The sequence below is a fragment of the Methylovulum sp. genome (genome assembly GCF_028687615.1).
GTDB lineage: Bacteria > Pseudomonadota > Gammaproteobacteria > Methylococcales > Methylomonadaceae > Methylovulum.
Genome location: NZ_JAQTZU010000001.1, coordinates 86081 through 98675, shown reverse-complemented (window position 1 = coordinate 98675; position 12595 = coordinate 86081). Strand labels below are relative to the sequence as shown.

The window sequence follows — 12595 nt, the reverse complement described above, 5'->3', positions numbered from 1 at the left end:
CTTAAAATGGCTGTTGGCAAAGAAATACGCACAAAGATTGCGAGTATTAAAAATACTCAGAAGATCACTCGTGCCATGGAAATGGTTGCTGCGAGTAAAATGCGTAAGACAAAAGACAGAATGCAGGCAACACGCCCTTACGCAAAAAAAATAGGTCAGATTATTAAACATCTTGCCCATGCAAACCCTGAATACAAACATCCATTTCTTGTCCAGCGTGAAGTAAAGCGGGTGGGACTTATCGTAATAAGTTCTGATAGAGGCTTATGCGGCGGTTTAAATTCCAATTTATTCAGAAAATCATTGTCCCTGTTAATGAAATGGGACGGCGATGGAGTGGAAGTGGATGTTTGCACGGTTGGTACGAAAGGTTTTGGCTTCTTTAGTAATCTGAAAAAAATTAATTTGGTAGGGCAAGTTTCAAAAATTGGTGATACTCCGCATTTAAGCGATATTATCGGAGTAATAAAACTAATGCTGGATGCATACGAGCAGAATAGAATTGATGAATTATATGTTATTAGTAATGAATTTGTTAATACTATGACTCAGCACCCTACTGCAGATAGATTATTGCCTGTTGTCGCCAATGAAATTGAAAATGGATTGGCAAATGGTCATTGGGATTATATTTACGAACCCGATGCTAAAGAGGTGTTGGATCATTTACTGACACGCTATATTGAATCCATCGTATATCAAGGTTTAGTTGAAAATAACGCCTGTGAACAAGCTGCTAGAATGGTAGCCATGAAGAGTGCATCGGATAATGCTGGAAATCTTATCAAAGAATTACAGTTGGTTTATAACAAAGCCAGACAGGCTGCAATTACTCAAGAAATTTCAGAAATAGTTGCCGGTGCCGCCGCTGTTTAACATCTAGCAAAATGACAAAATACAAAGAGGACACAGAATGAGTTCGGGTAAAATCGTTCAGATTATTGGTGCGGTCGTAGATGTGGAGTTTTCACGCGAAGAATTGCCCAAAGTATATGATGCATTAATCGTAGAATCTAAAAATTTGGTGTTGGAAGTACAGCAACAAATTGGTGACGGCGTGGTTAGGACTATTGCGATGGGTAGCACTGATGGTTTAAGTCGGGATCTTGCTGTCAATAATACCAACGGCCCGATTTCTGTCCCTGTCGGTCAAGAAACATTGGGGCGTATTATGAATGTCCTCGGTGAGCCTATTGATGAAAAAGGGCCTATTGGTGAAAAAGTAAAATGGGGTATTCATAGGGAAGCCCCTAGTTATGCAGAGCAAGCGGCTGCCAATGAATTGCTTGAAACCGGAATTAAGGTCATTGACTTGATCTGTCCGTTTTCTAAGGGTGGTAAAGTCGGTCTGTTCGGTGGGGCCGGTGTAGGTAAAACCGTGAATATGATGGAGCTGATCCGTAATATTGCGATTGAGCATAGTGGTTACTCTGTATTTGCAGGTGTGGGAGAACGTACTCGTGAGGGTAACGATTTCTATCATGAAATGACCGATTCCAACGTAATCGATAAAGTATCACTAGTTTACGGGCAGATGAATGAACCACCGGGCAACAGATTGCGCGTTGCACTGACAGGTTTGACTATGGCGGAATACTTCCGTGATGAAGGTCGTGATGTGTTGTTCTTCGTCGACAATATTTACCGTTATACTTTGGCGGGTACGGAAGTATCTGCATTGTTAGGCCGGATGCCATCAGCGGTAGGTTACCAACCTACGCTGGCTGAAGAAATGGGTGTTTTGCAAGAACGTATCACTTCAACCAAAACGGGTTCTATTACCTCTATCCAAGCAGTGTATGTTCCTGCCGATGATTTGACTGACCCGTCACCTGCTACTACTTTCGCCCACTTGGATGCGACCGTGGTATTGTCGCGTCAAATCGCAGAATTAGGCATTTATCCTGCAATTGACCCATTAGATTCAACTAGCCGTCAGTTGGATCCGCTGGTTATCGGTCAAGATCATTATGATGTTGCCCGTAAAGTGCAAAAAACATTGCAACGCTATAAAGAGTTGCGTGACATCATTGCCATTTTGGGTATGGATGAATTGTCCGAAGAAGACAAGCAAATCGTTGCCAGGGCGCGTAAAATTCAACGTTTCTTGTCGCAACCATTCTTTGTTGCTGAAGTGTTTACCGGTTCTCCTGGAAAATATGTTTCCTTAAAAGATACGATTTCAGGATTTAAAGGCATAATCAACGGTGAATATGATGCGGTTCCAGAGCAGGCTTTTTATATGGTTGGCACCATTGACGAAGTGTTGGAAAAAGCAAAAGCAATGCAAGCTTAATGTGACTGTTTAGGTAATATAAATGACCATGACCGTACATGTAGACATCGTAAGTGCAGAAAAAGAAATATTTTCTGGATTGGCGGAAATGTTATTTGCTCCTGCTGAACTGGGTGAAGTAGGTATTTCTCCAAGACATGCCCCGTTCATAACAAGGCTAAACCCAGGGGAAGTGCGGGTAAAAGTAACGGCAAAGGAAAGTTACCCTTTCTTTATTTCAGGGGGTATCCTTGAAGTCCAGCCTCATATTGTGACTGTTTTGGCCGATGTGGCGATTAGGGCTAAGGATATTGATGAAGCTGCGGCAATAGCAGCCAAAGCAAAAGCTGAAGAAGAATTGGCGGATAAATCTGGTAAAGTGGATTATGAAGCAGCCCATGCACAATTATTGCAGGCCATTATGCAACTGCGAACTTTGGATAGGCTGCGAAAACGTGGCGAATAATTCATTGATACAGACGGTTGATTAAATTTATCAATCATATTGATACGGTTTTTTAAAAAGCTCGGTAACGTCAAAACGCTATCGGGCTTTTTTGTTTTAAGGGATATGCAATGAAAATTACGACTATTATTCTAGCAGCAGGCAAGGGTACGCGAATGTGTTCAGACCAACCAAAAGTTCTGCATAAAATCGCCAATAAACCATTGTTAAGGCACGTTTATGACTTAAGCAGTCAATTAACGGACAATAGTGTCCATATTGTCATTGGCCACGGTGCTGAATTGGTCAAGCAGGCCTTAAATTTACCTGAAGTGAATTGGATTGAACAACTACAGCAATTAGGTACAGGTCACGCCGTTCAACAGGCAAGTGGGTTTATTGCTGATGAAGATATGGTTTTAATTCTATATGGAGATGTTCCGCTATTAAAATTGGCGACACTGAATCGATTATTGGCTAATGTTAGTCAACAATCAATCGCCTTACTGACAGTCAATCTCGAAAACTCTACCGGATATGGCAGAATTGTCCGAAATGACTCAGGAGAAGTGATAAAGATAGTCGAAGAAAAAGATGCCACTGATGCTGAAAAAAATATTCTAGAAGTAAATACGGGTATTATGGCTGTTCCCGGAGACAAATTAAAACGGTGGTTGGATCAGTTGGACAATGATAATGCCCAAAATGAATACTATTTGACGGACATCATTGAAATGGCGGTTGCTGAGGGCATTAGCGTTGTTACAAACCAGCCAGAAACCGTTGATGAGGTGCTGGGGGTAAACAACCGGATGCAATTAGCCCAGTTAGAGAGGATATACCAGCAACAGCAAGCCGAACAGCTTATGGCGCGTGGTGTGACGTTGAGGGACCCCTTGCGTTTTGATCTACGTGGATCGCTAGACAGCCTTGGGCAGGATATTGAAATCGACATAAATGTCATTCTTGAAGGTAATAACAGCATCGGCAACAATGTGAAGATAGGCCCCAACACACACATTAAGAATTCACTTATTGGTGATAATGTCGAAATTCTTGGTCTTTGTATAATAGAAGATGCACAAATAGGGCAGGGCAGCCGAATAGGGCCGTATGCCAGATTGCGTCCTGAAACCGTATTGGCGGCAAATGTCCATATCGGTAATTTTGTGGAGATAAAAAAATCTGCAATTGCCGAAGAAACAAAAATCAACCACCTCAGTTACATTGGTGACGCAAGTATTGGCAGTAAAGTTAATATTGGTGCGGGAACTATCACCTGCAATTATGATGGTGCAAATAAGTTTAGGACTATCATCGAAGATGGTGCTTTCATTGGTTCCGATACCCAGTTGATCGCCCCGGTTACAGTCGGTAAGAATGCCACCATAGGCGCAGGTTCCACTATTACTCGCGACACCCCGGCAGACCAGTTGACCTTAAGCAGGGTAAAACAGGTCTCTGTATCTAGCTGGCAACGTCCTACCAAACAGGAGAAATCATAATGTGCGGCATTGTCGGTGGTATCGCCCAGCGTAACGTGGTGCCTATCTTACTGGAAGGTTTAAAAAGATTGGAATATCGTGGTTACGATTCGGCAGGTATCGCAATCATCAATAACGGACAAATATATCGCAAGCGTGAATTAGGTAAAGTTAAAGAATTGGAAGCTTCGATACAAGCCGACCCTTTGCCGGGAACTATTGGAATTGCCCATACCCGCTGGGCTACCCACGGGAAACCTAGTACTGCAAATGCCCATCCCCATATCAGCGGTAACAAAGTTGCGGTTGTCCATAATGGCATTATCGAAAACTATGAGCAGCTTAAAGCTATTAGATTGGCGCAGGGATGCCAATTTACTTCGCAAACTGATACTGAGGTGATAGTCCACGAAATTTTTTATGCTTTGCAGGCCACGGGCAACTTGCTTGACGCAGTGAAACAGACGGTTCAAAAATTGGAAGGTGCCTACGCGTTAGGTATCATTAGTGCCGATGAACCAGATACTTTAATCGCTTGCCGTAAGGGTAGCCCGTTAGTAATTGGTGTTGGCATCGGAGAATATTTTATTGCTTCCGATGTGGCCGCATTATTGCCGGTCACGCAACGGTTTATGTTTCTGGAAGAAGGGGATGTTGCCGCCCTGCATTTGGATTCGGTAGTGATTTTTGATGCCCAAAACCAAGTTGTCCGACGCCCCATAAAAGAAAGCAGCCTTAGCCCCGATGCTGTCGATAAAGGCAATTACCGACATTACATGCTCAAAGAAATTTATGAGCAAGCTTTTGCAGTTGCCCAAACTCTGGAAGGCCGGTTTATCAACAACCGTTTGCAGGAAAATTCGTTTGGACATAATGCCAACGAGGTATTTGATAAAATTAAATCAGTTCAAATTTTAGCCTGTGGCACGAGCTATCATGCCGGATTGGTTGCCCGTTATTGGTTTGAAGAATTAGCTAGCGTACCTTGCCAAGTTGAAGTTGCCAGTGAGTTCCGTTACAGGCACCCTGTGTTGGCTAAAGATACCTTGGTTGTCACCATTTCACAATCCGGCGAAACCGCAGATACCTTGGCGGCTCTGCAAGAAGCAAAAAAACTCGGTGCGAAATATTCATTAAGCATCTGCAATGTACCCGAAAGTTCTTTAGTTAGGGAATCGGATCTGGTGTTAATGACGCGGGCAGGCCCAGAGATTGGTGTTGCTTCGACTAAAGCGTTCACGACCCAGCTTGCGGCATTAATGTTATTGGTTATTGCGCTTGGCAGGCGTTTTCAGTTGGTTGAAGAGAGAGAGAAAAAAATAACGTCCCAGTTATTTCGCTTGCCCGGCGAGATTGAGAAGGTTTTGACGTTGAATGATGAGATTAAGCTCTTGTCTGAACAGTTTGCTGAAAAACATCACGCCCTTTTTTTGGGGAGGGGCCCCCATTATCCTATCGCTATGGAAGGGGCGTTGAAGTTAAAAGAAATTTCTTATATCCATGCTGAAGCGTATCCTGCAGGCGAACTTAAGCATGGCCCTCTGGCGCTGATTGATGCCGATATGCCCGTTATTACTGTTGCACCTAACAATCGTTTATTGGAAAAATTGAAATCCAATATGCAGGAAGTTAGTGCGCGTGGTGGACAACTGATTGTTTTCATGGATGAAAAATTGCTTTCAGTAGCAGGCGGAAACATACAAATAATTAAAGTACCACAAGTTGAAAATGAAATTTCGCCTATACTATATACCATTCCGTTACAGTTGCTTGCTTACCATGTTGCGGTTTTAAAAGGCACTGATGTCGATCAGCCAAGAAATCTTGCCAAGTCCGTTACGGTAGAATAAAACAACATCCTATCAGATCGACAGTTTTCGATTAAATTACCGAGCCGAGAAAATGAAACTTATATTATTTGTATTGGCAAGTTTATTTGTCATGAATGCTTCCGCTGGAGTCTACAAATGCACTGATTCCAGTGGCAATAAGGTGTATCGTTCCAGTCCTTGCGTAGAAGGCTACAATAACACCCAAATCGATCTGAAAACGGGGAAGTCAGTCGATTTGGACGAAGAAAAAAAATTACAACTCTTAAAAATCAAAGAACAGCAACAGCAAGAAGAACTGCAAAAGCTTGAACAACAGCAAGAAAACTTGCGTAAGCTTCAGATTATTAATGAAAGTAAAAAAAACCAATTACTGATAAAAGAAAATCCAAACAAATTTTCGGCTTATGCTATTGCGCCATATGAGCTTGAAAAATTGACGCCTTTAGTCAAACTTTTTCAGTCCAGATTAGCAGAAATTGAGCATATGAGAGGGGTCGCCGCCCAAAAAGCTTTGACTTCAGGCCAGTGTAACCGTGTAGAGTCTTCAGAATTAAACGAAAAATCCACTAAGGCTTTACTCGTATTTTTGGTCGATTGTAGCAATACCAAAAGTTTTTACTTTGATGAGAAGCAATTGACCCAGTAATGGTTATGGACAAAGCTAAAATTGTGCTAATTACAGGCTGTTCTAGTGGTATAGGCTATGTGGCCGCACAACAATTGAAACAGCGTGGGCATTATGTTATCGCTACGGCAAGAAAGCCCGCCGATGTTTCGCGCTTGGTGGCCGAGGGGTTCTCCGCCGTACAATTGGACTTGGCTGATAGTTTGAGTATTCAGAAAGCGGTAGGCGAAGTGCTAGCATTGACTGCTGGTAAAATAGATGCTTTATTTAATAACGCTGCATTTGGGCAGCCAGGGGCCGTTGAAGATTTAAGCCGCGAAGTCTTACGTTGTCAATTTGAAACCAATTTGTTTGGGACTCATGAACTGACAAATTTGTTGCTTCCGGTGATGCGCCAACAAGGGCATGGACGTATTATTTATAACAGTTCAATTTTAGGGTTGGTGGCCATGCCGTATCGAGGTGCTTATAATGCCAGCAAATTCGCGCTGGAAGGATTAGCTGATACGTTACGCTTGGAATTGCATGATACTAATATCCACATCTCATTGATTGAACCTGGCCCGATACTTAGCGATTTTAGAAAAAATGCCTTCGATCTGTATAAAAAAAATATTGATCCCAATCGAAGTTATCACCAAAAAACCTACAAATCCATGGAAGCCCGTTTGCAAAAAGAAGGTGCGGCTGCGCCTTTCACGCTTCCTGCCGAGGCCGTTGCCAAAAAAGCTATCCATGCAATCGAATCAAAACGGCCTCAAATCCGCTATTACGTCACTTTCCCAACTTACTTATTGGCGTTTTTGAAAGGCATTTTACCGATATCGTGGCTCGATAACCTGCTCAGAAAGATGTGATATGGAGGTCGGTGTATGACTGTTTTCAAGAATGCTCAATAGAATCTGCTAATAACCTGTGCATAAACCGCTATTTTTAAGTTGTCGTTTTCAAGATTGAAACCTCGTCATCACTTTATCCAAAAGCTAAGGTTTTCTATAGCTTATATCAAGATCAATAGGTTTAATAAAACTGTCATTAAATCGTAAACGAAGCTTCATTTCTTTGTCATAGAACAGCTTTACCCTTCGTCATCCATAACAAGAATAAAAAATTAGAAAATTGATGATTTTCTTCACTGCATAAGGCGCTGGGCGGTCTTTGCAGAATGTTGACTGAGAGGATAACGATATGAAACTGCTACTATCTATTCATAAGTATGATGTATTTATGTTCACTTGGCTGGTTAATGCCAAAATTCATAGGACTTTATCGAATATTAGCCGGTATTTGTCAAAAACAGGTGATGGGCAGCTTTATACTTTGATCATCGGTTTGTTATACTTTATTGAAGGAATTGAAAGCCCGTTGTTACGGGCCATTTTATTGGCCTTCCTGTTAGAAAGGCCAATTTACTTTATATTGAAAAATGGATTTAAACGTAACCGGCCTGAAGCGGCGTTAAAAAACTTTCGTAGCATTATTAAGCCTTCAGATAAATTCAGTTTTCCATCAGGCCACACATCGGCGGCGTTCATGATGGCGACATTGGTTGGCTATTTTTTCCCTGTTTTTATGATCCCGCTTTATGGTTGGGCGTTATTGGTAGGTTTCTCACGAGTGGTTTTAGGGGTTCATTTTCCAACAGATACATTGGTGGGGTGTATTTTGGGTGTCAGCACCGCATTTTTTAGTTTAGGACAAGTTATCTAATGAGAATTTTTTATGGAGTTCAGGGGACGGGCAATGGTCACATCACACGCGCCAGAGTCATGGCAAAGGAGTTGAAATTAGCAGGGATAGATGTAACTTTTCAATTCACTGGTAGACCGATAGATAAGTTTTTTGATATGGATGTGTTCAATGGCTATCAGGTGCGTACTGGATTGACGTTCAATACCGATAAAGGCCAGGTCAGTTATTTAAAAACAGCCCGTGACGTCAAACCGATTACTTTTTTAAAAGATATAAAAGAATTGGATTTAAGTGGTTATGACCAAGTCATTACCGATTTTGAACCGGTAACCGCATGGTCGGCAAGGAGGCAGAAAAAACCAGTTTTAGGGGTCGGTCACCAATATGCTTTTAATTACCCGATTCCTAGGGCGGGAAGTGATCCGATTGCCAATCAGGTGATGAAGTATTTTGCACCGGCAGATATAGGTGTAGGTTTGCATTGGCATCATTTTGGACAGCCGATTTTGCCGCCTATTATCGAGACACCGGAAACGCCTGAAAAAATCATCAAAAATAAAATCATTGTTTATTTGCCTTTTGAAGATCAAAACAGTGTCATCAACCTCTTGGCAAACTTCAAGCAATTTGAATTTCATATTTATTCGCCAGAGGTTGCGGTTTCCAATTTTGAACACATTACTTGCAATCCTTTGTCGCGTAGCGGTTTTCAAAAAGACTTATATGATTGTGCGGGGATTATCAGCAATGCGGGTTTTGAATTGGCAAGCGAAGCATTACAGCTAGGAAAGAAAATCCTGGTTAAGCCTTTGCATTCACAAATGGAGCAAATATCGAATGCCGCCGCATTAAAAGAGTTGGGTTATGGGCATACCATGAAGACGATGGATTTGTCGGCCATTGAACATTGGCTGCATGATAATCACGCGATATACATCACTTATCCCAATATTGCCAAAACCTTAGTGCAATGGCTTCAGGACGGAATGCCCAAAATGGATGCGGATTTTATCGAAATGGTTTGGGGTGATGTCAATGTTTTGAAGGTTGATTTATCAAAGTTTTGACAACGGTTTTTACGCGTTTATAGCCTTGGTCTGCCGGGACAATTTTGGAATCCGGCAGACCAAGGCTTATCTTTTTTTAGCCGGGAACTTCTTCGGCCATGTCTTCTGTTTCTGCCAAGGCAGGAAATTCTTCAGTTAATGTATTGTATTCAATGATATGGAATTCGCCATTCCAGTCTTCGGCAATTAATGTACAAGATTCCACCCAATCCCCACAATTTAGGTAATGGATGTTGTTAATGTACTTGTTGGCCGCAGAATGGATGTGTCCGCAAATCACGCCATCTAACTGGCGGCCTTCACATTCATTGGCGACCACAACTTCAAATTGGGTGATAAATGAAACCGCTGATTTGACTTTGTTTTTGACAAACCGCGACAGCGACCAGTAACCGAACCCCAGATGCCGTCTTACCCAGTTGAAATGGCGGTTAAGCGACAGCAAGGTTTCGTAGCCAATATCACCTAGCACGGCGATTTGTTTGTGGTAGCGGGTGACAATGTCGTAATTGTCGCCATGCGTCAGCAAATATGACTTGCCGGAGGCGCTTTTGTAGACCATTTCGTCATAAATTTCCACATTGCCGATATTCAAATCGCCATGCGATAAAAAGTTGCGCAGAAATTCGTCGTGGTTGCCTGCGATATAGACCACACGTTTATTTTTTGAATATTTTAAAATCTTCCTCAAAAAATTGGTGTGGTCTTGATGCCAATACCAGCCACGCTTGATTTTCCAGCCGTCAATAATGTCGCCGACCAGATAAACCTCATCGAAAGCCAGTCTTTTCAGAGTTTTCAGCAAAAACTCCGCTTTACACGAACGGGTACCAAGATGAATGTCAGAAACAAATATGGCTTTGTAAGAGGCTTTGATTTTTTTGCTCATAAGATGGGTTACGCGTTGGTTTAAGTATGGCTTAAGAGAGTGGAACGGCACTGAGGCGTGGAAAGCGCGATGGGACACGGTTCAAGCTGATGTCTTCCGCGAAACATAATGGCTAAAGACGCTAGCATCGCCAGTCGCCGTTATCACATGGCTAAAACTCCAAGGTTTATTGGGATAACCGTCTCTTAATCATAGGTCATCAATATGACTTTATTGTGACGGTTGCCTGTTTGCATGGGGCTTCTACTTTAGAAAACCGCCGTCACATCAATGCCATAGCGTATCGTTAGGGCAAACCCATGTTACGGGCCGTAAAATAAACGGTGGGTTTTGACGGCTTTTTACTTTCTTTGGTTTTCCTCCTCGCACAGCCGATACCCGACCCCCGCCTCGGTCAGAAAATAACGGGGGCGGGCGAGATTGGATTCTATTTTGTGGCGTAGTTGCCCCATGTAAATGCGTAAATAGTGGCTATGTTCGGTATATACTCTGAACGGTCATGTTTTCGGTTTTTTAAGTAGGGTACGCTGTGCGTACCTTATATATTGATTTTTAAATAAATATTTAAAATGTACACACAGCGTACCCTACTGCAAATTCCAAAAACTGAAAAACCGACCGCTCAAAGTATAGGAAGCCCCAAACCTTTTCGAGCAGTTGCCGGTGCGTGGCCACGAATCCGGCGTTGCTTACCAATACACTCAGCAGACGGAATTCGATGGGGGTCAGGTGGATTTCTTTCTCCCCAACGAAAACGCGGCGTTTGGTCAGTTCTATTTTTAGTTCGCCGACTTGGAAAAACTCCTGTGCGCCACCGGGTAGCTTGGCGACACGCCTAGGCAGGGCTTTGATGCGCGACAGCAGTTCGGCAGTGCTGAATGGTTGGGTCAAGTAGTCGTCGGCGCCGTTGTCCAACGCCAGCGTGATGTCGCTTTCTGTAATGGTCTAATAAAGAGGTTTAAGTTTACTCTGACCCCAGTTATTTTAAATGGGAATGCCGTGATAGACGCTCCAGCGTCACGAAACATAAGCGGACTAAGTTTTACATTCGTCTTTATTGCTTGGCAACCAGCAGGAACGGGTTTGTTACCCGTTCCGAAACGTTTTGAATACCAATAACTAGATTGAAACGGTTAAGAGCTGGATAACAAATCCCGTCCCGCTTGAAAATATACAAAACTTCAGGTTGATTTGTTTCCTGGATGTTAAAGTAAATGTGTTTTATGATTTGTAGCTTTATGGGTTTAAAACTAGACGTTATAAATCCATAAAAGTGCACCTACCTTACTGCATTCAAAATGCCAGCACTTAGCAGAATAAAATTCGATAAAGTGGAGGATTTTCTTTCAGAAATTCGTCGCTCAAACAAAAAATGGTGGGAACAAAATCGTAATTCACCATGGGTTTTTCGTGGAATTGGCGACGCTGATAACTGGAAGCTACTCCCATCTGCTTGGCGAGAGACATCGGGTAGCTTAATGCCTCTGATCGCAAAAATTGCAAGCTTAGAATTACCGATTTTGGAATTACCGTCAGCAATAGAAGAAACGCCTATTCTGCGTCAATATTTAGAATGGACTAACGCAGAAGAAGAAGCTCTTTTTCGTTTTGCAAATGTTGCTAATGAGCTAGGATTTGACGTTGATGCTGGATATTACCAGCCAAACAGAAGCCCGATATTAAATGGGAAATTACGGCGCAACAATGATGAATGTTTCTCTGGCGCAGCATCACTTGCACAGCATCATGGTATACCTACTCGCCTTTTAGATTGGACAAATAGTCCAATAGTTGCTGCATATTTTGCAGCTGAATTTAGCCCGCCAGACTCGAAGAATATTTGTGTCTGGTCTTTAAATACCAAGTATTTAGCATTTCAAGGACATTCAGACGATTTATTCAAACCCTTCAGAATAATGATCTTCAGGCCACAAAGGTCCTCAAATAATTTTCTTCACTCACAAAGCGGTGTATTTACAACCGTATCAAATCTGTCATCTTCAGATTCATATTCAGAATTGGAGAAGTATTTTTTACTTCATCAGAAATGGCCAGCTTTAGAGGAAATAATTACCGATATGTGTTGCGAACTGCCAATATTAATATCGCATGAACTAAGTATAGAACATGCCCAGGAGCTGTTGTGGGTTTTAGAGAAAGAAGGAATAACCAAGGCTTCCTTAATGCCAACATTAGATAATGTAGCGTCAGTTGTTAAGGCAAAATGGAATTCCCATTACTTCTAACTAATCGTTGGGAACTATCTCAGCAGAGCCATAAAATCTA

Annotated in this window: 12 protein-coding genes and 1 pseudogene; 10 read left to right on the top strand and 3 right to left on the bottom strand. The window is 42.3% G+C overall.

The features are described from left to right. Positions 1 to 6 precede the first annotated feature (6 nt). The 9 genes from atpG to PHH59_RS00430 all read left to right on the top strand — a co-directional run bounded on the left by atpG (position 7) and on the right by PHH59_RS00430 (position 9420). The gene (gene atpG, locus PHH59_RS00470; protein ID WP_300009529.1) at positions 7 to 876 is read left to right on the top strand and encodes a F0F1 ATP synthase subunit gamma; all 870 of its coding nucleotides are present in this window, start codon (positions 7 to 9) and stop codon (positions 874 to 876) included. A 37-nt stretch (positions 877 to 913) separates the two neighbouring features. After that, a complete protein-coding gene (atpD, locus tag PHH59_RS00465) occupies positions 914 to 2296 on the top strand; it encodes a F0F1 ATP synthase subunit beta (RefSeq protein WP_300009526.1) in 1383 nt (460 codons plus the stop codon). A 22-nt stretch (positions 2297 to 2318) separates the two neighbouring features. After that, positions 2319 to 2741 carry a F0F1 ATP synthase subunit epsilon gene (locus PHH59_RS00460; RefSeq protein ID WP_300009523.1) on the top strand — a complete coding sequence of 141 codons (423 nt, stop codon included), beginning with the start codon at positions 2319 to 2321 and terminating at the stop codon, positions 2739 to 2741. 110 nt (positions 2742 to 2851) lie between these two features. Beyond that, positions 2852 to 4225: a bifunctional UDP-N-acetylglucosamine diphosphorylase/glucosamine-1-phosphate N-acetyltransferase GlmU gene (glmU, locus tag PHH59_RS00455; RefSeq protein WP_300009520.1), complete on the top strand. Its 1374-nt coding sequence runs from the start codon at positions 2852 to 2854 to the stop codon at positions 4223 to 4225. Next, complete coding sequence (gene glmS / locus PHH59_RS00450) at positions 4225 to 6054, top strand: glutamine--fructose-6-phosphate transaminase (isomerizing) (RefSeq protein WP_300009517.1); 1830 nt, start codon at positions 4225 to 4227, stop codon at positions 6052 to 6054. Before glmU ends, glmS begins: the two co-directional genes overlap by 1 nt. A 52-nt stretch (positions 6055 to 6106) precedes the next feature. Further along, positions 6107 to 6682, top strand: coding sequence for a DUF4124 domain-containing protein (locus tag PHH59_RS00445; RefSeq protein ID WP_300009514.1), 576 nt, complete (start codon positions 6107 to 6109; stop codon positions 6680 to 6682). A 5-nt stretch (positions 6683 to 6687) separates the two neighbouring features. Beyond that, on the top strand, positions 6688 to 7518 hold the full coding sequence (locus PHH59_RS00440) for an SDR family NAD(P)-dependent oxidoreductase (RefSeq protein ID WP_300009511.1): 831 nt from the start codon (positions 6688 to 6690) through the stop codon (positions 7516 to 7518). A gap of 331 nt (positions 7519 to 7849) precedes the next feature. After that, a complete protein-coding gene (locus PHH59_RS00435; protein WP_300009508.1) occupies positions 7850 to 8371 on the top strand; it encodes a phosphatase PAP2 family protein in 522 nt (173 codons plus the stop codon). Further along, the gene (locus tag PHH59_RS00430; RefSeq protein ID WP_300009505.1) at positions 8371 to 9420 is read left to right on the top strand and encodes an MJ1255/VC2487 family glycosyltransferase; all 1050 of its coding nucleotides are present in this window, start codon (positions 8371 to 8373) and stop codon (positions 9418 to 9420) included. The genes PHH59_RS00435 and PHH59_RS00430 overlap by 1 nt, the downstream gene beginning before the upstream one ends. A gap of 76 nt (positions 9421 to 9496) precedes the next feature. Here the strand turns inward: PHH59_RS00430 and PHH59_RS00425 are convergent, their stop codons facing one another. From PHH59_RS00425 to PHH59_RS00415, 3 genes and pseudogenes are all read right to left on the bottom strand, one after another. Beyond that, entirely contained in the window at positions 9497 to 10309 is an 813-nt protein-coding gene (locus PHH59_RS00425) for a UDP-2,3-diacylglucosamine diphosphatase (RefSeq protein WP_300009502.1), read from the bottom strand. Between the two features lie 341 nt (positions 10310 to 10650). Further along, positions 10651 to 10779: pseudogene (locus PHH59_RS00420) on the bottom strand (DNA-binding response regulator); the annotation flags it as partial. Between the two features lie 94 nt (positions 10780 to 10873). Then, entirely contained in the window at positions 10874 to 11200 is a 327-nt protein-coding gene (locus PHH59_RS00415; RefSeq protein WP_300009499.1) for a winged helix-turn-helix domain-containing protein, read from the bottom strand. Positions 11201 to 11607: 407 nt separating this feature from the next. Between PHH59_RS00415 and PHH59_RS00410 the strand changes: the two genes are divergently transcribed. Then, on the top strand, positions 11608 to 12555 hold the full coding sequence (locus PHH59_RS00410; protein ID WP_300009496.1) for an FRG domain-containing protein: 948 nt from the start codon (positions 11608 to 11610) through the stop codon (positions 12553 to 12555). The last annotated feature ends 40 nt before the right edge of the window (positions 12556 to 12595 follow it).

Coding starts and splice junctions, on each gene's coding strand:
- atpG (WP_300009529.1), top strand. CDS start 7: ATGGCTGTTGGCAAAGAAATACGCACAAAGATTGCGAGTATTAAAAAT.
- atpD (WP_300009526.1), top strand. CDS start 914: ATGAGTTCGGGTAAAATCGTTCAGATTATTGGTGCGGTCGTAGATGTG.
- PHH59_RS00460 (WP_300009523.1), top strand. CDS start 2,319: ATGACCATGACCGTACATGTAGACATCGTAAGTGCAGAAAAAGAAATA.
- glmU (WP_300009520.1), top strand. CDS start 2,852: ATGAAAATTACGACTATTATTCTAGCAGCAGGCAAGGGTACGCGAATG.
- glmS (WP_300009517.1), top strand. CDS start 4,225: ATGTGCGGCATTGTCGGTGGTATCGCCCAGCGTAACGTGGTGCCTATC.
- PHH59_RS00445 (WP_300009514.1), top strand. CDS start 6,107: ATGAAACTTATATTATTTGTATTGGCAAGTTTATTTGTCATGAATGCT.
- PHH59_RS00440 (WP_300009511.1), top strand. CDS start 6,688: ATGGACAAAGCTAAAATTGTGCTAATTACAGGCTGTTCTAGTGGTATA.
- PHH59_RS00435 (WP_300009508.1), top strand. CDS start 7,850: ATGAAACTGCTACTATCTATTCATAAGTATGATGTATTTATGTTCACT.
- PHH59_RS00430 (WP_300009505.1), top strand. CDS start 8,371: ATGAGAATTTTTTATGGAGTTCAGGGGACGGGCAATGGTCACATCACA.
- PHH59_RS00425 (WP_300009502.1), bottom strand. CDS start 10,309: ATGAGCAAAAAAATCAAAGCCTCTTACAAAGCCATATTTGTTTCTGAC.
- PHH59_RS00410 (WP_300009496.1), top strand. CDS start 11,608: ATGCCAGCACTTAGCAGAATAAAATTCGATAAAGTGGAGGATTTTCTT.